Source organism: Streptomyces sp. NPDC097129, assembly GCF_055668065.1.
In genome coordinates, this window is the sequence record NZ_JBVOQE010000004.1 from 159,241 (window position 1) to 185,893 (window position 26,653).

The following is a 26,653-nucleotide window of genomic DNA, read 5'->3' on the forward strand; positions in this document are numbered from 1 at the left end:
GCTACTCGCGGTCCTCGGCGGTGGAGCGGCGGCGCAGGGCGAGGAAGCCGGCGGCGCCCGCGAGGACGACGACGCCCGCGACGATCCCGATGACGACGCCGGTGGAGCTGCCCGAGTCCGAGGAGCCGTCGGAGGCTGCGGGCGTCGCCGACCACCAGCTCCAGTAGCCGTCCTGGCCGTAGATGTTGCCCGCGGCCTTCGGCATCGTCTCGATCGAGGCGATCTGGTCGGTGCGGTAGGCCTCCATCGCGTTGGGGTACGCCATGACGTTCATGTACCCGGTGTCGTACAGCCGCGACTCCATCTGCTTGACCAGGTCCGCCCGTTTGGCCGGGTCGTACTCGGCGAGCTGACGGGCGTACAGGTCGTCGAACTGCTTGTCGCAGATGAAGTTGTCGGTCGCGCCGGTCTTCTTCGGGTCGGCGGGCAGGGCGGCGCAGGTGTGGATGGACAGCACGAAGTCCGGGTCGGGGTTGACCGACCAGCCGTCGAAGGCGAGGTCGTAGGTGCCGGCGAGCCAGGGGTCGCTGACGTTGTCCAGGCAGTCGAGGCGCACGCCGATGCCGAGCTTGCCCCACCACTCCTTGAGGTACTGGCCGACGGCCTTGTCGTTGGGGTCGGTGGCGTGGCACAGCAGCCGGTAGGTGAGCGGCTTGCCGTCCTTGCCGACACGCTGCCCGGAGCCGTTCCTGCGGTAGCCGGCCTGGTCGAGGAGGTGCGCTGCCTTCGCCGGGTCGTAGCCCATTTCCTGCTCGCCCGAAGGCTTCCAGAAGTACGTGGAGAAGCGCGGCGGGATGTAGCCGGCGCCCTCGACGGCGTGGCCCTGGAAGACCTTGTCGATGAGCGTCCCGCGGTCGACGGCGAGGAACAGCGCCTGCCGCACCCGCTGGTCGAGCAGCGAGGGGTTGCCGTCACCGAAGCGGGTGCCGTCCTTGGCGCGGGCGCCAGGGTTGACGGCGAGGGCGTAGAAGCGGCGGCCGGGGGCGTCGTTGACCTTGACGTGCTGCTGGTTCTTCAGGGCGGCGGCCTGCGCGGGGGTGAGGTTGCCGACGAAGGACACCTCGCCCTTCTGCAGGGCGGCGACGGCGGCGTCACCGTCCTTGTAGTACCGGAAGACCAGCTCGTCGAACTTGGGCGCGCCGCGCCAGAACCTCTTGTTGGCCTTGAGCCGTACGTAGCTGTCGGGCTTGTAGTCGGCGAGCACGTACGGTCCGTCGCCGACGACGGGGAACTTCTTGTCGTTGTTGAACTTGGAGAAGTCGCCGACCTTCTCCCAGATGTGCTTGGGCACGATCGGCACGTCGAGCGCCGTCATGGTGGCCTGCGGTTTCTTCAGCTCGATGACCAGCTGGGTGGGGCTCGGGGCGGTCACCTTGCGGAAGTTGGTGACGAAGCTGCCGTTGGCGCTCGCGGCGGACTCGTCGGTCATCATCCTGGTGAACGTCCAGGCCGCGTCCTCTGCGGTGACCTTCTGCCCGTCGGACCAGGTGGCGTCGGAGCGGATGGTGTAGGTCCAGGTGAGCTTGTCGGCCGAGGGCGCCCACCCGGTGGCCAGGCCCGGGACCGCGTGGGCGTCGCCGGGGTCGTAGTCGGTGAGGTACTCGTACATCAGCCGGTTGATGCTGGTGGACAGCAGGCGGGTGGCGAGGAAGGGGCTGAGCGAGTCGACGCTCTGCGCGACCGCCACGGTGAGCGTCTTCGGGCCGCCGTCCGCCGCCGCGGCCTGGGTGGGCGCGGGGGCGAGCGGGGTGGCGAGGGCGGCGGTCAGGGCCAGCGCGGCGGTGCCGGCCGCGGCGGCGAGGCGGGTGGTGGGGCGCGCTCTTACGGGTCCGTGCTGATCGTTTCGCTTCATGGAACGTGACCTCGCGTCGTCGCTCGCTGGGGAGACGGCAGTGTCCAAAAGTGGCCGCTCGCTCGGGGACGGCTGTGTCTATCAGTGGCTGTCTGCGCACGTCAACGGTCCGTCAAACCCCGTGCTGCCTGCGAAAACAGCGTCCGGCACGCCTCCGGCTCGCCCCATTGGTCCAGTCCACTGACGCCCCCCAGGTGAAGCCCTGACGGTCATTCGGGAGAACTCCCGGGCAACGCCGCGTGCCCCGCCGGGCCGTACGCCGTGCCGCCGCGTGCCCCGCCGGACCGTACGCCGTGCCGCCGCGTGCCCCGCCGGGCCGTACGCGGTGCCGCCGGACGGGCGACCCGTGCCCCGGACGGATGGCGTGAATGTGAGGTATGTGGCATTCAAGCGGATAGTGGCCGTAACGATCAGCGCCCATGCGCCGGCGGCACCGCGTCGCCCGGCGGGGGGCGCCGGGACGAGGAGGCACTCCATGCGCGGAGCCACGCACGCCACCTGGGCCGCCTGCGCGGCCGCGGTAGTCCTCGCGGCGACGGCCTGCGGAAGCGGGGGAGGCAGCGGCGGTGGCGGTGGTAACGGCGGCGGCGTCCTCAGTGCCTCCTGGGGCGACCCGCAGAACCCGCTGGAGCCGTCCAACACCAACGAGGTGCAGGGCGGCAAGGTCCTCGACATGATCGTCCGCGGCCTGAAGCGGTACAACCCGGTCAGCGGCAAGGCCGAGGACATGCTCGCCCAGTCGATCCAGACCTCCGACTCCCAGAACTTCAAGATCACCATCAAACCCGGCTGGACCTTCTCCAACGGCGAGAAGATCACCGCCAAGTCCTTCGTCGACGCCTGGAACTACGGCGCGAGCCTGAAGAACAACCAGAAGAACGCCTACTTCTTCGGCTACATCGACGGCTACGCCAAGGTCCACCCCGACACCGGCAAGCAGACCGCGGACACCCTGTCCGGTCTGAAGGTCGTCGACGACAAGACCTTCACCGTCAAGCTCAGCCAGAAGTTCTCCACCTTCCCCGACACCCTCGGCTACCCGGCCTTCGCCCCGCTGCCCAGGGCGTTCTTCACCGACCACGCCGGCTGGATCAAGAAGCCGATCGGCAACGGCCCGTACACCATCCAGTCGTACGCCAAGGGCTCACAGATGTCGCTGCGCAAGTGGGACGGCTACCCGGGCCCGGACAAGGCACAGAACGGCGGCGTGGACCTGAAGGTCTACACCGACAACAACACCGCCTACACCGACCTGATGGCCGGCAACCTCGACCTGGTCGACGACGTCCCCGCCGCCCAGCTGAAGAACGTCAAGAGCGACCTCGGCGACCGCTACCTCAACACCCCGGCCGGCATCATCCAGACCCTGTCGTTCCCCTTCTACGACGCGAAGTGGAACAAGCCGAACTCCGACAAGCTCCGCCAGGGGCTGTCGATGGCCATCAACCGCAAGCAGATCACCGACACGATCTTCGCGGGGACCCGCACCCCCGCCACCGACTGGACCTCACCCGTCCTCGGCGCGGCGGGCGGCTACAAGTCGGGCCTGTGCGGGAAGTTCTGCGACTACAACCCGGCCGAGGCCAAGAAGTACGTCCAGCAGGGCGGCGGCCTCCCCGGCGGCCAGGTCAAGATCAGCTACAACGCCGACACCGGCTCCCACAAGCAGTGGGTCGACGCCGTGTGCAACTCCATCAACAACGCGCTCGGCAACACCAAGGCGTGCGTCGGCAACCCCATCGGCACCTTCGCCGACTTCCGCAACCAGATCACGCAGAAGAAGATGAGCGGCCCCTTCCGCGCCGGCTGGCAGATGGACTACCCGCTCATCCAGAACTTCCTCCAGCCGCTGTACTACACCGACGCCTCCTCCAACGACGGCCACTGGTCGAACAAACAGTTCGACGGGCTCGTCGACAAGGCCAACCAGGAGAGCGACACCGCCAAGGCCGTCGGTCTGTTCCAGCAGGCCGAGGGGGTCGTCCGGGACAACATGGCCGCGATCCCGCTGTGGTACCAGAACGGCAGCGCCGGCTGGTCGGACCGCCTGTCCAGCGTGAAGCTGAACCCGTTCAGCGTGCCCGTGTACAACGAGATCAAGGTGAGCTGACCGGTCATGGGGCGCTATGTCCTGCGGCGGCTGCTGCAGATGATCCCGGTGTTCATCGGGGCGACGCTGCTGATCTTCCTGATGGTGAACGTGATGGGCGACCCCATCGCGGGGCTGTGCGGCGAGCGCCAGTGCGACCCGGCCACCGCCGCCCAGCTGAAGCAGGAGTTCGGGCTCGACAAGCCGGTGTGGCAGCAGTACCTGACCTACATGGGGAACGTCTTCACCGGCGACTTCGGGACGGCGTTCAACGGCCAGAAGGTCACCGAGCTGATGGGCACCGCGTTCCCGGTCACCATCCGGCTCACCATCGTCGCGATCATCTTCGAGATCGTCATCGGCATCACCCTCGGCGTCGTCACCGGCCTGCGCCGCGGCCGGCCCGTCGACACCGGGGTGCTGCTCGCGACCCTCGTGGTCATCTCCGTGCCCACCTTCGTCACCGGCCTGCTGCTCCAGCTGCTGCTCGGCGTGCAGTGGGGCTGGATCCGGCCGTCGGTGTCCCCGGAGGCCCCGTTCGACGAACTGATCCTGCCCGGCCTGGTGCTGGCGTCGGTGTCGCTGGCCTACGTCACCCGGCTCACCCGCACCTCCATCGCGGAGAACCGCCGCTCGGACTACGTGCGCACCGCCATCGCCAAGGGGCTGCCGCGACGCCGGGTCGTCGTGAGGCACCTGCTGCGCAACTCCCTCATCCCCGTCGTCACCTTCATCGGCACCGACATCGGCGCGCTGATGGGCGGCGCGATCGTCACCGAGCGCATCTTCAACATCCACGGCGTCGGCTACCAGCTCTACCAGGGCATCCTGCGGCAGAACACCCAGACCGTCGTGGGGTTCGTGACCGTCCTCGTACTGGTCTTCCTGGTCGCCAACCTGGTCGTCGACCTGCTGTACGCCGTACTCGACCCGAGGATCCGCTATGCCTGAGCAGCCGTACCAGCCCGAGGGCGCCATCGCCGGCACCGGCATGGGCGGCGCGATGGACCTCGCGGCCAGCGAAGCCACGACGCTGGAGAAGACACCTGGCGGTCCCGAGGGCACCGGGCCCCAGGCCAAGCCCCGCTCCCTGTGGTCCGACGCCTGGCGCGACCTGCGCCGCAACCCGGTGTTCCTGATCTCCGCGGTCGTCATCCTCTTCCTGGTCTTCATCTCCCTGTGGCCGTCGGCCATCACCTCCGGCTCCCCCCTCAAGTGCGACCTCTCCAAGGCCCAGCAGGGCTCCTCCGCCGGCCACCCCTTCGGCTACGACGGCCAGGGCTGCGACGTGTACACGCGCACCGTGTACGGCGCCCGTACGTCGGTGACGGTCGGCGTGTGCGCCACGCTCGGCGTCGCCCTGCTCGGCAGCGTGCTGGGCGGGCTCGCCGGGTACTTCGGCGGCTTCTGGGACGCGATCCTGTCGCGCATCACCGACATCTTCTTCGCGATCCCGGTCGTCCTCGGCGGTCTGGTGCTGCTGTCCGTGGTCACCAGCAACACGGTCTGGCCGGTGGTCGGCTTCATCGTGCTGCTCGGCTGGCCGCAGCTCTCCCGCATCGCGCGCGGCTCGGTCATCACCTCCAAGCAGAACGACTACGTGCAGGCCGCCCGCGCGCTCGGCGCCTCCAGTTCCCGCATCCTGCTGCGCCACATCGCGCCCAACGCGGTCGCCCCGGTGATCGTCGTGGCGACCATCGCGCTCGGCACGTACATCGCGCTGGAGGCCACCCTGTCCTTCCTCGGCGTCGGCCTGAAACCGCCCAGCGTGTCCTGGGGCATCGACATCTCCGCCGCCGCGCCCTACATCCGCAACGCCCCGCACGCCCTGCTGTGGCCCTCCGGCGCCCTGGCCGTCACGGTCCTGGCCTTCATCATGCTCGGCGACGCGGTCCGCGACGCCCTCGATCCGAAGCTGAGGTGAGCGGCCGTGCTGCTCGAAGTGCGTGACCTGCACGTGGAGTTCCGGACGCGGGACGGGGTCGCCAAGGCCGTCAACGGCGTCACCTACGGCGTCGACGCGGGGGAGACGCTCGCCGTGCTCGGCGAGTCCGGGTCCGGCAAGTCGGTCACCGCGCAGACCGTCATGGGCATCCTCGACACGCCCCCGGGCCGGGTCACCGGCGGCGAGATCCTCTTCCAGGGCAAGGACCTGCTGAAGCTGAAGGAGGACGAGCGGCGCAAGATCCGCGGCGCCGGGATGGCGATGATCTTCCAGGACGCCCTCAGCTCCCTCAACCCGGTGATGACGGTCGGCGACCAGCTCGGCGAGATGTTCGTCGTCCACCGCGGGATGTCCCTCAAGGACGCCCGTGCCAAGGCCGTCGAGCTGATGGAACGCGTCCGCATCCCCGCCGCCAGGGAGCGGGTGCGCCAGTACCCGCACCAGTTCTCCGGCGGTATGCGCCAGCGCATCATGATCGCCATGGCGCTGGCCCTGGAACCCGCGCTCATCATCGCCGACGAGCCCACCACCGCCCTCGACGTGACCGTCCAGGCCCAGGTCATGGAGCTGCTGGCCGACCTCCAGCGCGAGTACAACATGGGCCTGATCCTCATCACCCACGACCTCGGCGTGGTCGCCGACGTCGCCGACAAGATCGCCGTGATGTACGCGGGCCGCATCGTGGAGTCGGCGCCGGTGCACGACATCTACAAGGCGCCGGCCCACCCGTACACCCGCGGCCTGCTGGACTCCATCCCGCGGCTGGACCAGAAGGGCCAGGAGCTGTACGCCATCAAGGGCCTGCCGCCCAACCTCATGAACATCCCGCCCGGCTGCGCCTTCCACCCGCGCTGCCCGATGGCCCGGGACGTGTGCCGCACGGACGTGCCGCCGCTGTACGAGGTGTCCGAAGAGCGCGGCAGCGCCTGCCACTTCTGGAGGGAGTGCCTGCATGGCTGAGCCGATCCTCGAGGTCAGCGGGCTGGTCAAGCACTACCCGCTCACCCAGGGCGTCCTGTTCAAGAAGCAGGTCGGCGCGGTGAAGGCCGTCGACGGCGTCGACTTCACCCTCGGCCGGGGCGAGACCCTCGGCATCGTCGGCGAGTCCGGCTGCGGCAAGTCCACGGTCGCCAAGATGCTGGTCAACCTGGAACGGCCCACGGCCGGGCAGATCCGCTACAAGGGCGAGGACGTCACCAAGCTGTCCGGGCGGGCGATGAAGGCGGTCCGCCGCAACATCCAGATGGTGTTCCAGGACCCGTACACCTCGCTCAACCCCCGTATGACGGTCGGCGACATCATCGGCGAGCCGTACGAGATCCACCCCGAGGTCGCGCCCAAGGGCGACCGGCGCCGCAAGGTGCAGGACCTGCTGGACGTCGTCGGGCTGAACCCGGAGTACATCAACCGCTACCCGCACCAGTTCTCCGGCGGCCAGCGCCAGCGCATCGGCATCGCCCGCGGTCTCGCACTGCGCCCGGAGGTGATCGTCGCCGACGAGCCGGTCTCGGCGCTGGACGTGTCGGTGCAGGCGCAGGTCATCAACCTGATGGACAGCCTGCAGAGCGAGTTCGACCTCTCCTACGTCTTCATCGCGCACGACCTGTCGATCGTCCGGCACATCTCGGACCGCGTCGGCGTGATGTACCTGGGCCGCATCGTCGAGATCGGCACGGACGAGCAGATCTACGACCACCCCACGCACCCCTACACGCAGGCGCTGCTCTCCGCCGTCCCGGTCCCCGACCCTGAGGCCCGCGAGCACCGCGAGCGCATCATCCTCACCGGTGACGTCCCGTCCCCGACGAACATCCCCTCCGGCTGCCGCTTCCGTACCCGCTGCTTCAAGGCCCGCGAACGCTGCGCGCTGGAGGTCCCGCTCCTCACGATCCCGCCCCACCTGCCCGGCGGCCGGACCGCCCACCCCTCGGCCTGTCACTTCGCCGAGGAGAAACAGGTCGTCCCCGCCGAGGACCGCGCCGGCCGTCCGCCCGAGGTGCCCGGCGAGCGGCGCCCGCCGCAGCAGGACGGGCCGGGGTGACATCGCTGCCACCCCGGCCCGCTCACGGCACCCGCACGGCCGTACGCTGATCAGCCTCCCGCGTCCGTATATCGGTGCCGATTCCGCGAAGTTGCCGGTGTGTTAACGGAGTTCGCGGATGTTTGTGCGGCTATGCGAGCGCCCGCCGCAGGAAGTCCACCTGGAGCAGGAGCAGGTTCTCCGCGACCTGTTCCTGCGGGGTCATGTGGGTCACCCCGGACAGGGGGAGCACCTCGTGCGGGCGGCCGGCGGCCAGCAGGGCCGAGGACAGACGCAGCGAGTGGGCGACCACGACGTTGTCGTCGGCGAGGCCGTGGATCACCATCAGCGGGCGGTGCGGCTCGGCGGGGGAGACCAGCCCGCCGTCGTCCACCAGGGAACTGTGCGCGTACGGCGCGGGGTCCGCGCCCGGGTCGCCGAGGTAGCGCTCGGTGTAGTGCGTGTCGTACAGCCGCCAGTCGGTGACCGGGGCGCCCGCGATGCCGGCGCGGAAGACGTCCGGGCGGCGCAGGACGGCGAGCGCCGAGAGGTAACCGCCGTAGGACCAGCCGCGGATGGCGACCCGGGACAGGTCCAGCGGGTAGCGCCGCGCGAGGTCGTGCAGCGCCTCGATCTGGTCGTCCAGGGTCACCGTGAAGTCGCGGTGGACCGCCTTCTCCCAGGCCGGCGAGCGGCCCGGCGTGCCCCGCCCGTCCGCGACGACGACGGCGAAGCCCTGGTCGGCGAACCACTGCGAGGTCAGATGCGCGTTGTGCGCGGCGGCCACCCGCTGACCGTGCGGGCCACCGTACGGGTCGAGCAGCACCGGCAGGGGGGTGTCACCGGAGTGGTCCGCAGGCATGAGCACGGCGCACGGGATGCGCCGTGCGCCCCCCTCGGTGAGCGTCACCCGCGGGGACAGACCGGGGTCTTCGGCGTAGGAGGGGACGGTCGCCACCGGCTTGCCGTCGCGCAGCACCTGCACCCGCGTGCCGGGACGGTCCAGCGTCGCCGAGACCAGGACGGTCACCCCCGCGGCGCGCACCGCCGAGTGCACGCCGGGCTCCTGCGAGACGCGCTCCCAGCCCAGCTCGTTCACCCGGTAGACGTGCACCTCACCGGTCTCCGGAGCCTCCGCCTCCTCGCCCGCGGACGCGGAGACGAGCACGTCCTCGTCGGCGACGTCGAGCACCGCCCGCACCTGCAACTGCGCCCCGGTCAGCGGCCGTTCACCGACCGCGAGGACCCGCGCCCCGCCCTCGTCCGCGATGCGGACCAGCTGTCCGGAGGGCGACCAGCTAGGCACCCCGGCGAAAAGTTCCAGCCAAATCGGATCTTCATCGGCGTGCACCATCCGGGTCGCCCCGGTGTCCGGGTCCACCGCCAGATACAGCTGGCTGCGCTGGTCCCGCGCCTGCACCAGCAGCAGCGGCGCACCCGCCGCTGACCAGTGCACTCGCGCCAGATACGGGTAACGCGCCCGGTCCCAGGACACCTCCGTGCGCGTCCCGTCGAGCCCGATCACGAACAGCCGCACCTCGGCGTTGGCGGTCCCGGCCGCCGGATAGCCGACATGATGTGGCTCACGTTCCGGATGGGCGGGGTCGGCGATCCACCAGCGCCCCACCGGCGTGTCGTCCACCCGTGCCGCCAGCAGCCGGTCCGACTGCGGTGACCACCAAAAACCCCGCGAACGGGACATCTCCTCGGCCGCGACGAACTCGGCCAGCCCCCAGGTCACCCCCTCGGATTCCGCTTCCGCCAGCGCCCGGTCCCCGTCGCCCTCCGCGCCGACCACCCGCAGGGCGCCGTCCGCGACGTAGGCGACATGGCGTCCGTCGGGGGAGGGGCGCGGGTCGATCACCGGTCCCGGAACGCGCAGTTCACGCGCTGTGCCGGCCCGCAGCTCGGCCGTGAAAAGCCGCCCCGACAAGGCGAAAGAGGCCAGCTCCGCGGGCGCGTCGGTGGCATAGGCGACGATGCCGGCGCCACCCTCCCGGCTGCGCTCGCGGCGCGCCCGCTCCTCGGGCGACAGGTCTTCCAGGGCCCCGCCGAGCAGGGCGTACGGGTCGGCCGCCACCCGCTCGGTGCCGTCGGCCAGGTCGAGGACCCACAGCGCGCCCGCCCGGTCGGTACCGGAGGACGACCGCAGGAACACCACACGGGAGCCGTCGGGCGCCACGGTGAACGAACGCGGCGCGCCGAGGGTGAAGCGCTGGGTGCGGGCATGCCGCCGCGGGAAGGAGTCAGGCTCGCTCGTCATGCCCCGACCATATTGGCCATGAGCCCCCTTGTGCGCCCGTGCGCCGAGCCATGCTCGAGTACGTATAGCTATGATCACTAACGCTGCGTGGGTATGAACCTGTCGGCGAACGCATGTCTTTACAAGGTGCCCTGCTCTGTTTGGAGGTGAACCGCCGTGGCACTCTCGATTTCGGCGGTGGTGCTGCTGGCGATCATCGTCTTCCTGCTGATCAAGAAGTCCGGGCTGAAAGGCGGGCACGCGGTCATCTGCATGCTCCTCGGCTTCTATCTCGCCTCCTCGACGGTCGCGCCCACCATCAGCGACCTGACCTCGAACATCGCGGGCATGATCGGCAGCATCAAGTTCTGAGCCGCCGCCCCACCCTCCGGGCGCTCCGCCCGGAGCAGCTGTCATGGGCCGCCCACCGTAGGGTGGCCCCATGACCGCACTGCCCTCCCGACGTCTGCTCCTGGTGCACGCGCACCCGGACGACGAGTCGATCAACAACGGCGCCACCATGGCCAAGTACGCCGCCGAGGGCGCCCGGGTCACGCTGGTGACCTGCACCCTCGGGGAGCGCGGCGAGGTCATCCCGCCCGAGCTGCGGCAGCTGACCGGCGCCGCGCTGGGCCGGCACCGGCTGGGCGAGCTGACCGCCGCCATGCGCGAACTCGGCGTCCAGGACCACCGGATGCTCGGCGGGGCCGGGCGCTACACCGACTCCGGGATGATGGGCCTGCCCGACAACGACGACCCCGCCTGCTTCTGGCAGGCCGACGTCGACGAGGCCGCCGGACATCTCGTCCAGGTGATCCTCGAGGTCCGGCCCCAGGTGCTCGTCACCTACGACGACGACGGCGGCTACGGCCACCCCGACCACATCCAGGCGCACCGCGTCGCCATGCGCGCCGCCGAACTCGCCGCCGACGCCGGCTGGCGCATCCCCAAGGTGTACTGGAACCGGGTGCCGCGCACGGTCGCCGACGACTCCTTCGCCCGTCTCCAGCGGGAGCTGCCGGGGCTGCCGTTCACCAAGACCGCCACGGTCGACGACGTACCCGGTGTCGTCGCCGACGACCGCGTGACCACCGCCGTCGACGGCAGCGCGCACTCCGCCGCCAAGGCCGCCGCGATGGCCGCGCACGCCACCCAGATCGACGTCGCCCCCGGGCGGCCGTACTTCGCGCTCTCCAACGAGCTCGCGCAGCCGCTGTTCACCACCGAGTGCTACGAGTTGGTGCACGGGGAGCGCGGGGAGGCGGGAGACGCCCGGGAGGGCGACCTGTTCGCCGGGACCGGGGAGGCGTGATGGAGCAGCGCGGATCCGGTTCCCCGCTCACCCAGCCGCTGCGGCCGCCGTCCCCGGGCCGGGCCGCCGCCTACCTCGGCCTGTTCGTGCTCGGCGGGGTCGTCGCCGTGGCCGGGGCGCTGGTGCAGGCCGGCTGGTTCCCCGGCGGGCTGCTGCTCGCGCTCGCCGGAGCGGCCGGTCTCTTCCTCGGCGGGGCGCGTGCCGCGGGCAGCCGGGCCGGGGCCGTCGCGCCCGTCGCAGGCTGGATGATCACCGTCATCTTCCTCACCGCCAGCCGCCCGGAGGGCGACTTCATGTTCGGCGCCGGGGGCGGCTCGTACCTCTTCCTGCTCGGAGGCATGGCCGTGGCTGTGATCTGCGCCACCCTCGGTGGTGGGCGGCAACCACGCGCGCACCCCGCCCGACTTGGCAAGTGACGTCCCCTTCGCCACTGCGCGCTGGTGCGAGTCCCGTGTGGGTTTCCCCAGCGGTCGTGGGATACGGGTCAGAAGTGGCCAGTATGGTGGTGCGCGCCGCCGAGACGCCCCCAAGCTCTTCGAGCCCGGGGGACCCCCAGCGAAGGACGATGACGCGGGCGGCGGAGCCAACCGGGAGAACCTGCCTTGAGTCGTGAAACTGACACTCCGTCCTCCGGTCCCAAGGGGCGCGGCGGAGCCGCCTACCCCTCGGGGACTCCGCCGTACGGCACCCCGACGGCTTCCGGCGGCGGTACGGATGCCGGCCGTGCGGGCACGCAGCCGGAGGAGAAGAAGACCGAGACGACGCTGACGACCCGGATCCGGATCAACATCCCCGGTTCCCGGCCGATTCCGCCCGTCGTCGTGCGCAAGCCCGTCGGTGACCAGGACGCCGCCGAGGGGGAGAGCGCCGAGCCGCAGTCCGCGGCCGCCGCCACCGCCGCCGGCACCGTCGAGCCGTCCGCCGAGCCCGGGGCGCAGGCGGAGGAGAAGACCAGCGACTGGTTCGCGCCCCGCAGGGCGGGGGCGGCGCCGAAGGGCGGCCAGGCCGCGCCTTCCGGCAACGCGGGCTCCGTGCCCGGCGGTTCCGGCGCGTCCACGGGCGCAGGAGCCGGCCGCCCGGGCGGTGTGGTCGGGTCGATGAGCGTGCCCGGCGGCTCCGGCCGCCCCGGTGCCAACGGCTCCGCGCGCCCCGGCGGGACCAACGGCTCCGGTCTGCCGGGCGCGGGCGCGGGCCGTCCGGGTCCGGGCTCCGGTCTGTCCGGCGCCACCGGCGGCCCGGTCGCCCCGGGACACGGCGGCGGCACCGGCTCCTTCGACGTCACCGAGGCGCTCGCCGCGGGCCCGCTGGGCGGTTCGGCGCGCCCCGGCACCGACGCGCCGACCCGTGACGACCTGCCGTACTTCGCCGACGGCGGCGACGACCGCGGCGACTTCGACATCCCCGGCGGTCCCGGCGGCGGCCCCGGTGGTCCGGGTGGCGGTCCCGGCGGCAGCACCGGCTTCAACGGCCCGGGCAGCCCCGGCGCGCCCGGCGGCCGCGGCCCGCAGGGCCCCTCGGGCCCGACCAGCGGCCCGGTCACCGGCGACGGCCCGGTCCTGCCGCCGGTCCCCGGCGCGGCCGGCCCCGGCGCCGGGAACACCCCGCCGGGCGTCCCCGGAGTCTGGGCGCCCGGAACCACCCCCGGTGCCGGGCTGAGTGACGACACGGCGATCCTCACCCCGCAGCAGCTCGCCCCCCAGCCGCCCGACGGCGGCTACGGCGCGCAGCCTCACGACAACGTCTCCGGACACACCGTCACCAGCGGCATCCCGGTGGTGCCGTCCGGCGACCGCGGCGCGGGCCCGTTCGGCGCGGGCCCCGGCGCCCCGCTGTCGCAGACCCCGCCGAAGCTGCCCGAGCCCGTCGCGCAGAACGTGCCCGCGTCGCGCCCGCCGAAGAAGAAGGGCCGCAGGAAGCTCCCGCTGCTTGTCGGCGGCGTGATCGTCCTGGCCGCCGGCGTCTACGGCGCCGGGCTGCTGATGAACCACTCCGACGTGCCCAAGGGCACCACCGTGCTCGGCGTCGACATCGGCGGCGGCACCCGCGACGAGGCCGTCAAGAAGCTCGACGCGGCGCTCGGCAAGTGGGTGAACGCGCCGCTGAAGCTGTCGGTCGACGGCTCCACGGTCACCCTCAAGCCCGACCAGGCGGGGCTCCACTTCGACGAGGACGCCACGGTCGGCGCGGCCGCGCGCAGCGACTACAACCCGGTCTCCGTCATCGGCTCCCTGTTCGGGCAGCAGCGCCGGGTCGACCCGGTCATGCCGGTCGACGAGGAGAAGCTCCAGGCCGCCCTGGAGAACGCCGCGGGCGGCTCCGGCGCGATGACCGACGGCACCGTCCGCTTCGAGCCCGGCAAGGCCGTCGCGGTCCACGGCAAGCCCGGCAAGGGCATCGACGTCGCCGCCTCCAAGCAGGCCGTCGAACAGGCGTACCGCACCCAGGTGGAGACCGGCGCGGCCACGCCCGTGCGGGTGCCGACCACGAACCGGCAGCCCACGGTGTCCGACGCCGAGGTCGACCGGATGATGAAGGAGTTCGCCGAGCCGGCGATGTCCGCCAAGGTCACAGTCATGACGGACGCGGCGCACAAGGTCGCCTTCAGCCCGCAGAAGTCGCTGTGGAAGTTCCTGAAGGTCAAGGCCGTGAACGGCAAGCTCGTCGACTCCTACGACGAGGCCGCGCTGAAGGAGCTGTACGGCAAGACCTTCGACGGGGTGCTGATCGCCCGGGCCAACGGCCAGAAGACCCCGGTCACCGTCCAGGACGTCTACGGCGCCCTGCGGCTGGCGCTGAAGAGCACCACGAACCGGGTCGCCGTCATCTCGACCGACCCCAGCTGACGGGTCGACCGACCCCAGCTGACCGGCCACCCCGAAGGGGGCGCACGGCACACCGCCGGGCGCCCCCTTCGTCGTACGCCACCCCCTGTCACCCGCTCCGCATGACATCTGTCATCCGGCACTGCGGACGGCCGACACTGCCGGGGGCAGCGCCCGCGCGGCGACGATGGGGACATGACGACGACAGTGACGGCCACCGGCACACCGGTGGTGGGTTTCGACCAGGTGAGCAAGGCATACGGGGACGTACGGGCGGTGGACGGGCTGTCGCTCGCGCTGCACCCGGGCGAGACCGTGGCCCTGCTCGGCCCCAACGGAGCCGGCAAGTCGACCACCCTCGACCTGCTGCTCGGCCTCAAGCAGCCCGACGCCGGCACGGTCCGCGTCTTCGGTACCAGCCCGCGTGAGGCCATCGTCGCCGGGAAGGTCGGCGCGATGCTGCAGAGCGGCGGCCTGATGGACGAGGTCACCGTCGCCGAACTGGTCCGCCTCGCCTGCGCGCTGCACCCGCGGCCCTACCCCGCCTCCGACGTGCTGGCCCGCGCGGGCGTCGCGAACATCGCCGACCGCAAGGTCAACAAGCTCTCCGGCGGTCAGGAGCAGCGGGTACGCTTCGCCCTCGCCACCGCCGGCGACAGCGACCTGATCGTCCTGGACGAGCCGACCACCGGCATGGACGTCACCACCCGGCAGGCGTTCTGGGCGACCATGCGCGAGCAGGCCGACCAGGGCCGCACGGTGCTGTTCGCCACGCACTACCTGGAGGAGGCCGACGCCATCGCCGACCGGGTGCTGGTGCTGCACCGGGGCCGGCTGCTGGCCGACGGCACCGCCGCCGAGATCAAGGCGAAGGCCGGCGCGCGCCGGGTCGCGTTCGACCTGGAGGGCGCCATCGACGAGAGCGCCCTGCGCGGTCTGCCGTTCCTGACCTCTGTGGACGTGTCGGGCCAGACCGTGCGCATCCAGTCCACCGACGCCGACGCCACCGTGCACGCCCTGTACGGCCTCGGCCTCTACCCCCGCAACCTCGAAGTCGCCGGGCTCGGCCTGGAGCAGGCCTTCGTCGCCATCACCACCGCCGAGGAGGCGAAGACCAAGTGAACAGCCTGATCAAGCTGGAACTGACCCGCGCCCTGCGCAACCGCAAGTTCCTGTTCTTCTCGGTGCTCTACCCCTCGCTGCTCTTCCTGATCATCGCGGGCAACGCCGACAGCTCCACCAAGGTCGACGGCAGCGGGCTGACCCTGCCGACGTACATGATGGTGTCCATGGCCTCCTTCGGCGCCCTGACGGCCGTGCTGATGGGCAACAGCGAGCGCATCGCCAAGGAACGCGAGAGCGGCTGGGTGCGGCAGCTGCGGCTGACCACCCTGCCCGGACGCGGCTACGTCCTCGCCAAGACCGCCAGCGCGGCCGTGGTGAGCCTGCCGTCCATCGTCATCGTGTTCGTCGTCGCCGCGGCCGTGAAGGACGTCCGCCTCGACGCCTGGCAGTGGCTCGCCCTGACCGGCGCGATCTGGGCCGGCAGCCTGGTCTTCGCCGCGCTCGGTGTCGCCCTCGGCTACCTGGCCAGCGGGGACGCGGTGCGGCCGATCACGATGATCACCTACTTCGGGCTGTCCATCCTGGGCGGCCTGTGGATGCCGACGACCACCTTCCCGCAGTGGCTCCAGGACATCGCCAAGTGGCTGCCCACGCACGCGTACGCTGCCCTGGGGCGGTCCATCGAACAGAGCCAGGCCCCGCAGAGCCAGGACATCGCCATCCTCGCCGTCTTCTTCCTCCTCTTCGCGGGTGGAGCGGCGTGGCTGTACCGGAAGGACACGCTGAAGGCGTGAGCACCATGACGGCGGACCACCAGGGCGGGGAAGAGACCGAACCCAAGGTGCGGCTGGGCTGGCCACCGCGCAACCGGCGCGAGATGTACGTCAAGATTCTCTGGATCGGCGTCTGGCTGGTGTTCCTGGCCTCGCCGGTCGGCGACCTCGTCGCCGGCCATCACACCGGCGGGGCCACCGCCGCCGGCGCGGTGGGGCTGGCCGCCTTCGTCGCCGCCTACCTGACGCTGGTCTTCCGGAACATGGGGCGGCCGTTCTCGGCGCCGCTCGTCGTCTCGCTGACCGCGGTCCTCGCCGTCCTCGCCCCCCTGTTGTCCTACACGCTCGGCAGCGCCTGGCTGGGCCTGTTCGTCTACGTGTCGGTCGCCTGCGGGGCCACCCTGCCGCTGCGCGCGGCGTACTGGTCCATCCCCGCGGTGAGCGTGGTCATGTACCTGGTGGGGCTGCACTCCAACGAGAAGGAGGCGCGCGGCCTGTTCCTGCTGGTGCTGCTCATCGGGTTCGCGATGAGCGGCGTCGGCCAACTGGTCCGCACCACCATCGAGTTGCGCAAGGCGCGGGCCACCGTCGCCCAGCTCGCCGCCAACGAGGAGCGGCTGCGCCTGGCCCGCGACCTGCACGACCTGCTGGGCCACTCGCTGTCGCTGATCACGCTCAAGAGCGAGCTGGCCGGCCGGATGCTCCCCGACCACCCCGGCAAAGCGGCCCAGCAGGTCGCCGACATCGAACAGGTCAGCCGCCAGGCGCTGGTGGACGTCCGTGAGGCCGTCACCGGATACCGCCGCCCGCGGCTGGCCGCCGAGATCGCCGGCGCGCAGGTCGCGCTGACGGCGGCCGGGGTGAGCGCCGAACTCCCCGCCGAGCCCGACCTCGACGGGGTGCCCGAGGAGAGCGAGGCGGCGCTCGCCTGGGCGTTGCGCGAGGCGATCACCAACGTCGTCCGGCACAGTGCCGCCCGCCGCTGCACCGTCGAGCTGGCCCGGCGCCAGACCCTCGACGGTCCCGTCCTCCAGCTCACCGTCGAGGACAACGGCAGCGGCGTGTCCGGCACGGTTCCCGGCAACGGGCTCACCGGCCTGACGGAACGTCTGGAAAAGGCGGGCGGCACGCTGGAAGCGGGCCGGTTCAAGCACGGTTTCCGGCTCGTCGCCCGCGTACCGGCCGGTACTGCGCGGGACGTAGGATCCGGGGCATGAGCCCCACGATCAAGGTCCTGCTGGCGGAGGACCAGTCGATGGTCCGCGAGGCGCTGGCCGCGCTGCTCGGCCTCGAGGACGACATCGAGGTCGTCGCGCAGGTCGCCCGGGGCGACGAGGTGCTCCCCGCCGCCCGCGAGCACGACCTGGACGTCGCCCTCCTCGACATCGAGATGCCCGGCATGACCGGCATCGAGGCGGCGGGCCTGCTGCACCGGGAGTTCCCGGCGCTCAAGCTGGTGGTCCTCACCACCTTCGGCCGGCCCGGCTATCTGCGCAGCGCGATGGAGGCCGGCGCCGACGCCTTCCTGGTCAAGGACGCGCCGGCCGCCCAACTCGCCGCGGCGGTACGCAAGGTACTGGCCGGCGAGCGGGTCATCGACCCGACGCTCGCGGCGGCCGCGCTCGCCGAGGGCGCGAACCCGCTGACCGATCGTGAACGCGAGGTGCTGCGCGCCGCGGCCGACGGCTCCACCAACGCCGAACTCGCCGCCGCCCTGCATCTGTCCCAGGGCACGGTCCGCAACTACCTCTCCACCGCGATCCAGAAGCTCGCGGTCCGCAACAGGGCCGAGGCGGTACGGATAGCGCGGGAGAAGGGCTGGCTGTAGCCCCGCCGTAGGCGACGGCCGTCCGAAACGGCTTCGGGGACGTGTGACGGGGCACGGCTTCGGGGACGTGTGACGGGGCACCCGGCGGGCAGACGATCACGGGTGGATAATGGCCCGAAATCGTCCCCCGAGTGGTGTTTGCGGTGATCTGATGCGTAACGGCTCTGCCCCGCCGCCCGACCGGAACCGTCCCGTCCCCGGCCGCGGCGGCCACCCGGCCACGGACCGGATGCTGCGGACCCTGCTGCGCCGGCGCAAGCGGGTGCTGTCCCCCTCCGACGTCACCGTCACCGACCGCCCGGCCGTGCGCCGCGCGGTCTCGGCGGCCGCGATGGGCAACATGATGGAGTGGTTCGACTTCGGCGTGTACGCCTATGTCGCCCCCGTCCTCGGCAAGGTCTTCTTCCCCTCCAGCTCACCCGGCACCCAGGTGGTGTCGACGTTCGCGACCTTCGCCGCCGCGTTCGTGATCCGCCCCCTCGGCGGCATCGTCTTCGGCCCGCTCGGCGACCGGATCGGCCGCCAGCGCGTGCTCGCCGCCACGATGGTGATGATGGCGATCAGCACGTTCGCGGTCGGCTTCCTGCCCTCGTACGCGGCCGTCGGCTTCGTGGCCCCGCTGCTCCTGCTCGTCTGCCGCCTGGTCCAGGGCTTCTCCACGGGCGGCGAGTACGCGGGCGCGACCACCTACATCGCCGAGTACGCCCCCGACACCCGGCGCGGCTTCCTCGGCAGCTGGCTCGACTTCGGCACCTTCGTCGGCTACGCCCTCGGCTCCGCCCTGGTCACCGGCCTCACCGCGGCCCTGGGCAGCGGCGGCATGCAGGACTACGGCTGGCGCATCCCGTTCCTGGTCGCCGGCCCCATCGGCGTGATCGGCCTGTACGTCCGGCTGAAGCTGGAGGAGACCCCCGCGTTCCAGCGCGAGGCCGAACTCGCGAACCAGGAGCGGGCGGCCCAACGCGCCGCCGACGGGGAGGACCCGGTGGAGGACGCCCGCCAGTCCGGCCACGGCCGCCTGCGGGACATCTTCGTCCACCACTGGCAGGCGGTCCTGATCTGCATGGGCCTGGTCCTGCTCTACAACGTCACCAACTACATGGTGACGTCCTACCTCCCCACCTACATGACGGCGACTCTCGGCCAGGACGAGAACACCGCGCAGCTCCTCGTCCTCGGCACGATGGTCGTCGTGGCCCTCACCATCACCACGGTCGGCCGCTCCACGGACCGCTGGGGCCGACGCCCCGTCTTCATGGCGGGCAGCGTGGCCCTGATCGCCCTGTCGATCCCGGCGTTCCTGCTGATCCGGCAGGGCGGCATCCTCGGCCCGGCGATCGGCTGCCTGATCCTCGGCCTGCTCCTGGTCTGCTTCGCCGGCACCTCGGCGGCGACCCTGCCCGCCCTCTTCCCGACCCGCATCCGCTACGGCGCCCTGTCGATCGCCTTCAACGTCTCGGTCTCCCTCTTCGGCGGCACGACCCCCCTGTTCACCTCGGCCCTGGTGGACGGCCTCGGCGACAAGATGATCCCGGCGTACTACCTGATGGGCGCGGGAGTGATCGGCCTGCTGTCGTCCCTGGTCCTGTACGAAACGGCCGGCCGCCCCCTGCGCGGCTCGGGCCCCATGGTCGAAACCCCGGAACAGGCCGCGCGCCTGGTCGCCGAAAGCCGCACGGAGGCGGGCCGCAGGGCGAGGGACATCTGGGTCCGCATCAGGAGGCGCCCGCACTAGCCGTTCTCGTAGAGCGGCAACCCGGTCGTCGGAATCGTCCAGTCCGCGATGGTGACGTCCTCGCCATAGACGAAGTCCTTGCGGGTGGCGTACCGCGGGCCGTCCGGGGTGGTGTGGATGTCGGTGAGCACGGTGCCGTTGCCGGTGCGGGGGTCGAAGACCGCGTAGACGGGGACGCCCATCAGGGGGTAGTCGCGCATCTTGGTGACCCAGTCGTTGTCCGGGTTGGAGCGGGAGACGACCTCGATGGCGGCGACGAGCGATCGGGGATCGAAAGCACCGTCCCCTTCCATCTCCGCCTCGGCGATCACCATCACGTCGGGGCGGCGCATGATTCCCTCGGGTTCGTCCTCGACGTCGGGCTCGCCCGTGTGCGCCACGATCTCGTCCGGCATCACTTTTTCCAGACGCTTCCGCACGCGCAGCACGGTGAGCTCGTGCGGCTTCATGGGCGACATCATGTCGAGGACGATTCCTTCCTTGGTGATCTCGAACTTGCCGGGAAGGTTGTCGTCCGCCGACTGAACGAAATCCCGCATGACCCGGTACAGGTGGGAAGCGCCCTGCTGCGCGTTGTCCGGGGCGCTGGTCATGGCGCTCGCTCCTCGTGGTCTGTGCCCAGGGGTAAGGATCGTCGCTCTCATGCTAGGTGGCGCCGTCCTGACCTTCGGTCCGGCAGTCGCGGCAGCGGCCCGGTTGCGGGGCGCGGAAGCCCCGCTCGCAGCCGTCGCAGTTCTGCATCGGGTGCCGTACCGCCGGTGGCGGCACGGGGGCCCGGAACGGCGGCGGGGGCGGCAGCTCGGCGGTCAGCCGATGGGCCAGCAGCGCCGCAGGGCGGCGCAGGGGCTCGGCGGGCAGGCCGGCGGTCAGGGCACGGCGTACGGCCGAGGGGCTGACGTCCCGCTCCAGCCAGGCGGCGACTCCGGGCGCCAGGTGGGCCGTGTCGCAGGCGGACAGCAGCAGACGTGGGTCGTGGCGGCGGAGGCTCGTGAGCAGCTCGGTGGCCTTCTGGAGCAGGCCGGGCGAGGGGTACGCGGGCCCGGGGACGGCAGGGAGGGCCTTGCGGGTGGGGCGCGTGCGGGGCGGTGCGGCGGGCGGGCGGCGCGGTGGTTCCACGCGCCGGTGGCCCGGCTGGTTGCAGGAGATGGTGCGGGTGACGACACGGCCCCCCGCGACCCGCTCGCGCTCCCGCCGCAGATAGCCGTGCCGCTCCAGTTCGCGCAGGGCGGCGGAGATCCGGGTCGCCCCCTCGGGAAAGCGGGCGGCGAGCGTCTTGATGTCGACCTGGGCGCCCATCGGCAGCGACTGCAGATGCACCGACAGACCGATGGCCAGCAACGACAACTCCGGGTGCTGGGCCAGGTGGTTGCCGACCACGGTGAAGCGGGCGGTGTGGCGGGCGTTGTCGTGCCGCAGACCGCCGGCGCATTCGTTTCGCCGATGCGGGTGCTTGTTGGCGGCAACACGGGACTGAGCGCGCGAGGGCACGCTAGGGTGCTGGGTATCCATCGGGAAGGTCCGTTCTTCCTCGGTGGTCAGGCCCTCGATCGGGATCGCTACTCCCGGCCGGGGGCCGACGTATGTGTGCGGTTGTGTTGGCGCCGAGCGTAGAGCAGTGAAGTGGCCCCGAATCCAGCCCACTTGACGATGTTCACCCGCGAGAGTGAGCTGCGCTCCCTGGGCGGGAGGGGTGGGGCTTGGCGAGGTCCTTTCCCCACGGTGGTCCTTGTAGGAGACCGCCCACGGCACCGGAGCACGGATTCCCGCGTGCCGGTGGACGCGCGGCCTTTCCGATTCCGGTCACTCAGCGTGGCCGGACACCGCTACCGTGATGAGTGACGAACCGATCACGTGTGGTGACCGAAGGGGAGGGTGGCGCATGTCGGTGGACGTCGAGGTGGACGAGCCGGGCTGGGAAGTGGACCCGGACGACGACTGGGCCCTGGCGGTCGTCGCCACGGTGGGACGGCAGTTACGGCTGCGGCGCGAGGCCGTCGGGATGAAGGCGGGCGAGTTCGCGACGGCCGTCGGCTACGGCGAGGACATGGTGTACAAGATCGAGCGCGGAGAGCGGATTCCCCGGCCCGAGTACCTGGACAAGGCGGACGAGGTGCTGGGGGCGGGCGGCCTGCTCTCGGCGATGAAGGAGGACGTGAGGAAGGTCCGGTACCCGAAGAAGGTGCGTGACCTGGCCCAGATGGAGGCCCGCGCGGTCGAACTCCAGCTGTACGACCCGCTGAACGTCCACGGCCTGCTCCAGACACCGGAGTACGCACGCGCCCTGCTGCGGATGCGGCGCCCCGCGTACACCGAGGACGAGATCGACCGGTTCATCGCGGCACGGGTTGCGCGCAAGTCGGTCTTCGAGCGGGACCCGGCGCCGGAACTCAGCTTCGTCCTGGAGGAGTGGACGCTACGCCGCCCGCTGGGCGGGAAGCAGGTGCTGCGCCGCCAGCTGGAACACCTGGCAACGACGGCACAGTTGCGCAACGTCGAGCTCCAGGTGATGCCGATGGACCGAGAGGAACACGCGGGTTTGGCCGGCGGGATCGAGGTCCTGAAATTCGAGGACGGTACGGCCGTGGGCCGGTCCCCGGTGGTGGCCAACGGCCGCCCGGTGTCCGAGCCGAGGCAGCTCCGTATCCTTGAGCTGCGCTACGGCATCATCCGGGCCCAGGCGCTGACCCCGCGTGAGTCGGGGGCCTTCATCGAGCAACTGCTGGGGGACACATGATCCGCGACACGTCGGCCGGGGACGCCACCGAGCTGGACTGGTTCAAGAGCAGCTACAGCAGCAGCAGCGAGGGCGACTCCTGCGTGGAGATGGCCACCACCCCCGACACGGTCCACATCCGAGACTCCAAGCACACGCCCGGCCCCCGCCTCACCTTCACGCCGGAGGCGTGGACGGGGTTCGTGTCCCTGGTCGGCTGAGCGGGCGTTACCGCTGGCCCGCCGTGGCATCGGCGGTGCGCTGCTCCGGCACGTGCCTCTGGACGGGCCGGGAGGCGGCAGTGGGCCTGCCGCGGCGTCCCTTGCCGATGTCCTTCCAGCGCAGGGCGGGACGTTCGACGAGGTGCCAGGAGGCGGCGGCGAGCAGGACGGTGAAGACCAGGGTGAGGGCGAGGTAGGCGCCGATGCCCCACCGGGTCCAGCCGAGCAGGGCGAGGGTCTGCTGGACGGGGAAGCCGTAGATGTAGATGCCGTACGAGTAGTCGTTGCGGGCTCCGATGCGGCGGAAGGGAGCCGGGAGGCGGACGGCGAGCCAGACCAGCAGGTAGGCGAAGGCCGGTATGCCGACGGTGAAGAGGTAGCCGTAGTGGAGGCTGCCGACGAGTATGGCCAACGACGCGACACCCAGGGGGTCGCTGACGGGTATTCGATGGCGGGCGACCTCGATGAGCGCGCCGAGACCGAAGGCGAAGCCCAGGTAGATCATGAAGGAGACGCCGATCTGGCCCATGAAGGGCAGATGCACGTCGTGCAGGTAGTGGGAGTCGTACTGGCCGGCCCAGAACGGGCTCCTGGTGGCGTGACGTATGACCAGCCAGCCGAGGATGGCCGTGATGACCAGGATGGCGCGGCGGGCGCGGGTGAGGATGCCGGTGACGGCGAGGACCGCGACGCCGACGTAGCACATCACCTCGTAACGGAGGCTCCACAGAGCGCCGTTGAAGGACGGGGCGTGGATGTCTCCCGTTGCGGTCGCGTCGGCCATGATCCGGGATATGTCCTGCTGCTTCGTGGAGAGGGCCCAGTTGGCCTTCAGGTAGCCCAGCGGTCCGTGGGGGCCGTTCCCGGTGACCAGCGGGCCGCACCCATATCCCAACGGATACATCACCTATATCAACGAAGGCGGTCAGTTCATCAATCCGTGGACGGGACAAACTGTAACCAAATCCGACCCCTACTGGCACATTCCGATCCCATGACTCTTATCGAGCACCTCTTCACGTCCCAGCATTTCCATCAAGCCTCGGAACCCATCGGCTGGGACCCGCTGACGGAAGAAGACGCCCTGCAGGACGCGCAACTGTTGGATTGCAGGGTGTGCCCGACTGCGAATCGTGCGGCGCTGCTCTTCGACATGCGCACTGCGTCGTACTATCCCACGGGCAACGCAGCGCTCCTCGTCATTCGGGGCCTACGGTCGTTCCACTGGAGCGGATCGCCACAGCAACAGAAGCTGATGGCGTTCTCCGTGATGTCCAGTCTGCCTTCCGTGGACGCCGATGGCGGATTGAGATTGGAGCTGCAATTCTTCCCCGACGGCGAGCATTTTGTCGGCGGGTATCGTGCGGACTTCTACCTCTTGGAAGCCCACGGGATTCCAGAAGCGCCACCGAGTTATCCGGGGCGCGAACTCGATCAGGTCCGGCAGGACCTGCCATCCTGGAACTGCGAGTGCACAGTGCTGCAGTCGGTCACCAGGAGCAGCACATGACGTAGCTGATGAGGGTGAGTGTCCGGCTGGGGGACGTCGGCCACGCACCCTCCTTGAAGGCTCTGGCTGTAACTCCTGACCAGTGCGGGAAGTGGCCCTGGTCTGCTACGCCGGAAGGCAGATCAGTTCAGCAACGCCCGAGCCGCCCGGGCCTCCCCTCGCAGCCGTTCCGCCGCCGTTTCGTCCACCGCTGCCACCACCTCCGCGTACGCCTCCAATTCCGCCGCGCCCGCTGTGAAATCGCCTCGGCGGATGAGGACCTCCGCGCGTTCCTGGCGGAGGCGGGCCGGGTGGGAGGGGAGGAGGAGGGAGAGGTCTACCGCCCACAGGGAGACGTCCGAGCGTTCCGGGCGGGCCGCCGCCCAGGCGCGGATGTTGTTCAGGATGCGCAGGATGACGTCCAGCGGGTCGGCGGGGGCCAGGTGGGACGGATGCAAAGTGGCACCCGTCGCGCCGACGACCAGGAGTTCCGCGTCCGGGCCCGTGAGGACGCGCCCGTGGTCGAAGGGGTCGGCGAGGACCTGGTCCTGCTCGGGGCCGAAGCCGACCACGAAGTGACCCGGCAGGGCCACGCCGTACACCGGCGCCCCGGCGCGGCGCGCGACCTCCATCCACACCACCGACAGCAGGATCGGCAGGCCCCGACGGCGGCGCAGCACCTCGTGCAGCAGCGACGACTCCAGGCGGTTGTAATCGCCCGGCGTGCCGTGGAAGCCGAGGCGCCGGCCGAGCACGCGGTGGAGCGCGTCCGCCCAGGCCGCCGGGGAGCCGGGGCGGAACGGGAGCTGCCCGGCCAGGTCGTCCAGTTCGATCTGGGCCGCGTCCAGGCCGTCCTCGTCCAGCGAGCCGTCCGCCACCGCGCCGATCAGCAGGCACAGCGCGGACAGGTCGGGCCGCTCGGCCCGCGCCTCGGCCGCGAACCGGCGGTGCAGCTCGGCGGCACGGTCGGGCGGCGGAGGGAACGGGGGAGGGAACAGAGGGCGGCGCATCAGCGGATCACGCCTTCCCGGAAACCGGCTCGCGGTAGTGGTGGTACGCATGGTGCGCCGCGAAGCCCATCCCGGCGTACAGGCCCCGCGCCGCCGCGTTGTCCGTCTCGACCTGGAGCCACGCGGCCGACGCGCCCTCGTCGAGCGCCCGCTGGGCCAGCGCGGCCATGACGACGGTCGCCAGCCCCTGCCGCCGCCGCGCCGGGTCCACCTCGACGGCCGCGAAACCCGCCCAGCGGCCGTCCACCACGCAGCGGCCGATCGCCGCCGGCGGCTCACCCGCCTCCCCGGGGACGGTCGCGAACCACACCGACGGGCCGCTGTGCAGCACCGTCAGCGCCACCTCGCTCACCCCCTTGCGCTGGTAGCGGGCCAGCCACGCCTCGTCGGCCCGCCGAGACAGTACGACCCCGGTGGGCTCGGCGAGATCGGCGACCGGCGCCAGCCCCCCGATCCACAGCTCGGCGCTCACCTCGCGTACCCAGCCGCGCCGGTCCAGCTCCGCGCACAGCACCTCCTGGGTGCCCTCGGCGCCGGTCGCGGTCTGGACGTAGGCGGGCAGGCCGCGTGCGCCGTACCAGCGTCGTACGGCCGTCAGCGCCTCGTCGAGGGGCAGACCGGGGTCGCCGAGCGGCAGGGCCGAGTTGGCCCGCCGGGTGAATCCGGCGGCGGCCCGCAGCTCCCACTCACCCAGCCGCTCGCTCTCCAGCGGACGCCACGCGCGCGTGGAGACGTGCGCCAGCTCCTCGTAGGAGGCTGCGGGGCCGCGGCGACGCGCCGGGGCGGCCGGGATCACCTTCCCCGCGACCAGCGAGGATTCCGCGATCCGGACGGTCTCCCCGTTCTTCTGTGTGATCAGCAGCACACCGTCGTTCCATGATGTGAGAACACCGACCGTGTCGGTGAATTTCTCGCCAGCCACGCCGGTGTCGTTCAGGCGTCGCACCGAGACCCGTTTGCCCACGTCAGCAGTGGTGATACGGACCTCGAGGCGCCCGGTGGCGGAGATTTCCACTGGTCAGTTCACCCCTCCTGTTCGGATCATGCCCAGGAACGGAGATACTAGGGGCGGGCATCGACGACGCCGCGCTCCCGCGCGCCAGGCGGCGGAGCCTGAGGAGGCCCGCCAGCGCCCTATCGAGGAGGAACGACAGCGTGACCTACGTCATCGCGCAGCCTTGTGTCGACGTCAAGGACAAGGCGTGCATCGAGGAGTGCCCGGTCGACTGCATCTACGAGGGCCAGCGGTCCTTGTACATCCACCCGGACGAATGCGTCGACTGTGGTGCCTGTGAGCCGGTCTGCCCGGTCGAGGCGATCTTCTACGAGGACGACACTCCGGAGGAGTGGAAGGACTACTACAAGGCGAACGTCGAGTTCTTCGACGAGCTCGGCTCCCCGGGCGGTGCGAGCAAGCTGGGGCTGATCGAGCGGGACCACCCCGTCATCGCCGCGCTCCCGCCGCAGAACGGCTGACACCCGGCCGCCTCTGAAGCGCCGCCTCGGTCCCGCACGGCCCCGATCACCTTCTGATCGC

At 71.0% G+C, this 26,653-nt stretch carries 25 protein-coding genes; 18 read left to right on the plus strand and 7 right to left on the minus strand.

What is annotated here, in order from left to right:
* Position 1: 1 nt before the first annotated feature.
* The gene (locus AC0B9F_RS14535; RefSeq protein WP_472002407.1) at positions 2-1,852 is read right to left on the minus strand and encodes an ABC transporter substrate-binding protein; all 1,851 of its coding nucleotides are present in this window, start codon (positions 1,850-1,852) and stop codon (positions 2-4) included.
* Positions 1,853-2,327: 475 nt separating this feature from the next.
* Here AC0B9F_RS14535 and AC0B9F_RS14540 point away from each other — a divergent pair, with 475 nt between their 5' ends.
* The 5 genes from AC0B9F_RS14540 to AC0B9F_RS14560 are packed head-to-tail and all read left to right on the plus strand — an operon-like array spanning position 2,328 to position 7,927.
* Positions 2,328-3,962 (plus strand): peptide ABC transporter substrate-binding protein, encoded by a 1,635-nt coding sequence (locus AC0B9F_RS14540; RefSeq protein WP_472002409.1) that lies wholly within the window; start codon positions 2,328-2,330, stop codon positions 3,960-3,962.
* A 6-nt stretch (positions 3,963-3,968) separates the two neighbouring features.
* Positions 3,969-4,892: an ABC transporter permease gene (locus AC0B9F_RS14545; RefSeq protein WP_472002410.1), complete on the plus strand. Its 924-nt coding sequence runs from the start codon at positions 3,969-3,971 to the stop codon at positions 4,890-4,892.
* Positions 4,885-5,865 carry an ABC transporter permease gene (locus AC0B9F_RS14550; protein ID WP_472002412.1) on the plus strand — a complete coding sequence of 327 codons (981 nt, stop codon included), beginning with the start codon at positions 4,885-4,887 and terminating at the stop codon, positions 5,863-5,865. The genes AC0B9F_RS14545 and AC0B9F_RS14550 overlap by 8 nt, the downstream gene beginning before the upstream one ends.
* Positions 5,866-5,871: 6 nt before the next feature.
* On the plus strand, positions 5,872-6,846 hold the full coding sequence (locus AC0B9F_RS14555; protein ID WP_472002414.1) for an ABC transporter ATP-binding protein: 975 nt from the start codon (positions 5,872-5,874) through the stop codon (positions 6,844-6,846).
* On the plus strand, positions 6,839-7,927 hold the full coding sequence (locus AC0B9F_RS14560) for an ABC transporter ATP-binding protein (protein WP_472002416.1): 1,089 nt from the start codon (positions 6,839-6,841) through the stop codon (positions 7,925-7,927). Before AC0B9F_RS14555 ends, AC0B9F_RS14560 begins: the two co-directional genes overlap by 8 nt.
* Positions 7,928-8,057: 130 nt before the next feature.
* Here the strand turns inward: AC0B9F_RS14560 and AC0B9F_RS14565 are convergent, their stop codons facing one another.
* On the minus strand, positions 8,058-10,169 hold the full coding sequence (locus tag AC0B9F_RS14565) for a S9 family peptidase (protein WP_472002419.1): 2,112 nt from the start codon (positions 10,167-10,169) through the stop codon (positions 8,058-8,060).
* Between the two features lie 156 nt (positions 10,170-10,325).
* On the opposite strand from AC0B9F_RS14565, the gene AC0B9F_RS14570 reads away from it, so the two are divergent.
* From AC0B9F_RS14570 to AC0B9F_RS14610, 9 genes are all read left to right on the plus strand, one after another.
* Positions 10,326-10,520, plus strand: coding sequence for a hypothetical protein (locus AC0B9F_RS14570; protein WP_472002421.1), 195 nt, complete (start codon positions 10,326-10,328; stop codon positions 10,518-10,520).
* 70 nt (positions 10,521-10,590) lie between these two features.
* Positions 10,591-11,460 carry an N-acetyl-1-D-myo-inositol-2-amino-2-deoxy-alpha-D-glucopyranoside deacetylase gene (mshB, locus tag AC0B9F_RS14575; RefSeq protein ID WP_472002423.1) on the plus strand — a complete coding sequence of 290 codons (870 nt, stop codon included), beginning with the start codon at positions 10,591-10,593 and terminating at the stop codon, positions 11,458-11,460.
* Positions 11,460-11,876, plus strand: coding sequence for a DUF6113 family protein (locus AC0B9F_RS14580; RefSeq protein ID WP_472002425.1), 417 nt, complete (start codon positions 11,460-11,462; stop codon positions 11,874-11,876). Before mshB ends, AC0B9F_RS14580 begins: the two co-directional genes overlap by 1 nt.
* A gap of 186 nt (positions 11,877-12,062) precedes the next feature.
* The gene (locus AC0B9F_RS14585; protein WP_472002427.1) at positions 12,063-14,303 is read left to right on the plus strand and encodes a peptidoglycan binding domain-containing protein; all 2,241 of its coding nucleotides are present in this window, start codon (positions 12,063-12,065) and stop codon (positions 14,301-14,303) included.
* Positions 14,304-14,477: 174 nt separating this feature from the next.
* Positions 14,478-15,404: an ABC transporter ATP-binding protein gene (locus tag AC0B9F_RS14590; protein ID WP_472002429.1), complete on the plus strand. Its 927-nt coding sequence runs from the start codon at positions 14,478-14,480 to the stop codon at positions 15,402-15,404.
* On the plus strand, positions 15,401-16,141 hold the full coding sequence (locus AC0B9F_RS14595; protein ID WP_472002431.1) for an ABC transporter permease: 741 nt from the start codon (positions 15,401-15,403) through the stop codon (positions 16,139-16,141). Before AC0B9F_RS14590 ends, AC0B9F_RS14595 begins: the two co-directional genes overlap by 4 nt.
* 5 nt (positions 16,142-16,146) lie before the next feature.
* Positions 16,147-17,337, plus strand: coding sequence for a sensor histidine kinase (locus AC0B9F_RS14600; RefSeq protein WP_472002957.1), 1,191 nt, complete (start codon positions 16,147-16,149; stop codon positions 17,335-17,337).
* On the plus strand, positions 17,334-17,948 hold the full coding sequence (locus AC0B9F_RS14605) for a response regulator transcription factor (protein ID WP_472002433.1): 615 nt from the start codon (positions 17,334-17,336) through the stop codon (positions 17,946-17,948). The genes AC0B9F_RS14600 and AC0B9F_RS14605 overlap by 4 nt, the downstream gene beginning before the upstream one ends.
* Positions 17,949-18,177: 229 nt before the next feature.
* Positions 18,178-19,683 carry an MFS transporter gene (locus AC0B9F_RS14610; RefSeq protein WP_472002960.1) on the plus strand — a complete coding sequence of 502 codons (1,506 nt, stop codon included), beginning with the start codon at positions 18,178-18,180 and terminating at the stop codon, positions 19,681-19,683.
* On the opposite strand, the gene AC0B9F_RS14615 is transcribed toward AC0B9F_RS14610, so the two are convergent.
* A complete protein-coding gene (locus tag AC0B9F_RS14615) occupies positions 19,680-20,276 on the minus strand; it encodes a Uma2 family endonuclease (protein WP_472002435.1) in 597 nt (198 codons plus the stop codon). The genes AC0B9F_RS14610 and AC0B9F_RS14615 overlap by 4 nt on opposite strands.
* A gap of 52 nt (positions 20,277-20,328) precedes the next feature.
* Positions 20,329-21,192: a helix-turn-helix domain-containing protein gene (locus AC0B9F_RS14620; protein WP_472002437.1), complete on the minus strand. Its 864-nt coding sequence runs from the start codon at positions 21,190-21,192 to the stop codon at positions 20,329-20,331.
* 370 nt (positions 21,193-21,562) lie between these two features.
* Here AC0B9F_RS14620 and AC0B9F_RS14625 point away from each other — a divergent pair, with 370 nt between their 5' ends.
* Together AC0B9F_RS14625 and AC0B9F_RS14630 are read left to right on the plus strand one after the other, a co-directional pair.
* Positions 21,563-22,417: a helix-turn-helix domain-containing protein gene (locus AC0B9F_RS14625; RefSeq protein ID WP_472002439.1), complete on the plus strand. Its 855-nt coding sequence runs from the start codon at positions 21,563-21,565 to the stop codon at positions 22,415-22,417.
* A complete protein-coding gene (locus tag AC0B9F_RS14630; RefSeq protein WP_472002441.1) occupies positions 22,414-22,617 on the plus strand; it encodes a DUF397 domain-containing protein in 204 nt (67 codons plus the stop codon). Before AC0B9F_RS14625 ends, AC0B9F_RS14630 begins: the two co-directional genes overlap by 4 nt.
* A 7-nt stretch (positions 22,618-22,624) precedes the next feature.
* On the opposite strand, the gene AC0B9F_RS14635 is transcribed toward AC0B9F_RS14630, so the two are convergent.
* The gene (locus tag AC0B9F_RS14635) at positions 22,625-23,512 is read right to left on the minus strand and encodes an acyltransferase family protein (protein ID WP_472002443.1); all 888 of its coding nucleotides are present in this window, start codon (positions 23,510-23,512) and stop codon (positions 22,625-22,627) included.
* A 99-nt stretch (positions 23,513-23,611) separates the two neighbouring features.
* Here AC0B9F_RS14635 and AC0B9F_RS14640 point away from each other — a divergent pair, with 99 nt between their 5' ends.
* A complete protein-coding gene (locus tag AC0B9F_RS14640; protein WP_472002445.1) occupies positions 23,612-24,127 on the plus strand; it encodes a hypothetical protein in 516 nt (171 codons plus the stop codon).
* A 122-nt stretch (positions 24,128-24,249) separates the two neighbouring features.
* Here the strand turns inward: AC0B9F_RS14640 and AC0B9F_RS14645 are convergent, their stop codons facing one another.
* Positions 24,250-25,116, minus strand: coding sequence for a transglutaminase family protein (locus AC0B9F_RS14645; RefSeq protein WP_472002447.1), 867 nt, complete (start codon positions 25,114-25,116; stop codon positions 24,250-24,252).
* A gap of 7 nt (positions 25,117-25,123) precedes the next feature.
* Complete coding sequence (locus tag AC0B9F_RS14650) at positions 25,124-26,131, minus strand: GNAT family N-acetyltransferase (protein ID WP_472002449.1); 1,008 nt, start codon at positions 26,129-26,131, stop codon at positions 25,124-25,126.
* Positions 26,132-26,271: 140 nt separating this feature from the next.
* Between AC0B9F_RS14650 and fdxA the strand changes: the two genes are divergently transcribed.
* Positions 26,272-26,592, plus strand: coding sequence for a ferredoxin (gene fdxA / locus AC0B9F_RS14655; protein ID WP_361628689.1), 321 nt, complete (start codon positions 26,272-26,274; stop codon positions 26,590-26,592).
* Positions 26,593-26,653: the final 61 nt, after the last annotated feature.

Bases quoted from the DNA above. Each gene is read 5' to 3' on its own strand.
- AC0B9F_RS14550 (WP_472002412.1), top strand. From the start codon at position 4,885: ATGCCTGAGCAGCCGTACCAGCCCGAGGGCGCCATCGCCGGCACCGGC.
- AC0B9F_RS14560 (WP_472002416.1), top strand. From the start codon at position 6,839: ATGGCTGAGCCGATCCTCGAGGTCAGCGGGCTGGTCAAGCACTACCCG.
- AC0B9F_RS14630 (WP_472002441.1), top strand. From the start codon at position 22,414: ATGATCCGCGACACGTCGGCCGGGGACGCCACCGAGCTGGACTGGTTC.
- AC0B9F_RS14625 (WP_472002439.1), top strand. From the start codon at position 21,563: ATGTCGGTGGACGTCGAGGTGGACGAGCCGGGCTGGGAAGTGGACCCG.
- AC0B9F_RS14620 (WP_472002437.1), bottom strand. From the start codon at position 21,192: ATGGATACCCAGCACCCTAGCGTGCCCTCGCGCGCTCAGTCCCGTGTT.
- AC0B9F_RS14600 (WP_472002957.1), top strand. From the start codon at position 16,147: ATGACGGCGGACCACCAGGGCGGGGAAGAGACCGAACCCAAGGTGCGG.
- mshB (WP_472002423.1), top strand. From the start codon at position 10,591: ATGACCGCACTGCCCTCCCGACGTCTGCTCCTGGTGCACGCGCACCCG.
- AC0B9F_RS14580 (WP_472002425.1), top strand. From the start codon at position 11,460: ATGGAGCAGCGCGGATCCGGTTCCCCGCTCACCCAGCCGCTGCGGCCG.
- AC0B9F_RS14610 (WP_472002960.1), top strand. From the start codon at position 18,178: ATGCTGCGGACCCTGCTGCGCCGGCGCAAGCGGGTGCTGTCCCCCTCC.
- AC0B9F_RS14545 (WP_472002410.1), top strand. From the start codon at position 3,969: ATGGGGCGCTATGTCCTGCGGCGGCTGCTGCAGATGATCCCGGTGTTC.
- AC0B9F_RS14615 (WP_472002435.1), bottom strand. From the start codon at position 20,276: ATGACCAGCGCCCCGGACAACGCGCAGCAGGGCGCTTCCCACCTGTAC.
- AC0B9F_RS14590 (WP_472002429.1), top strand. From the start codon at position 14,478: ATGACGACGACAGTGACGGCCACCGGCACACCGGTGGTGGGTTTCGAC.
- AC0B9F_RS14645 (WP_472002447.1), bottom strand. From the start codon at position 25,116: ATGCGCCGCCCTCTGTTCCCTCCCCCGTTCCCTCCGCCGCCCGACCGT.
- AC0B9F_RS14535 (WP_472002407.1), bottom strand. From the start codon at position 1,852: ATGAAGCGAAACGATCAGCACGGACCCGTAAGAGCGCGCCCCACCACC.
- AC0B9F_RS14640 (WP_472002445.1), top strand. From the start codon at position 23,612: ATGACTCTTATCGAGCACCTCTTCACGTCCCAGCATTTCCATCAAGCC.
- AC0B9F_RS14565 (WP_472002419.1), bottom strand. From the start codon at position 10,169: ATGACGAGCGAGCCTGACTCCTTCCCGCGGCGGCATGCCCGCACCCAG.
- AC0B9F_RS14540 (WP_472002409.1), top strand. From the start codon at position 2,328: ATGCGCGGAGCCACGCACGCCACCTGGGCCGCCTGCGCGGCCGCGGTA.
- AC0B9F_RS14605 (WP_472002433.1), top strand. From the start codon at position 17,334: ATGAGCCCCACGATCAAGGTCCTGCTGGCGGAGGACCAGTCGATGGTC.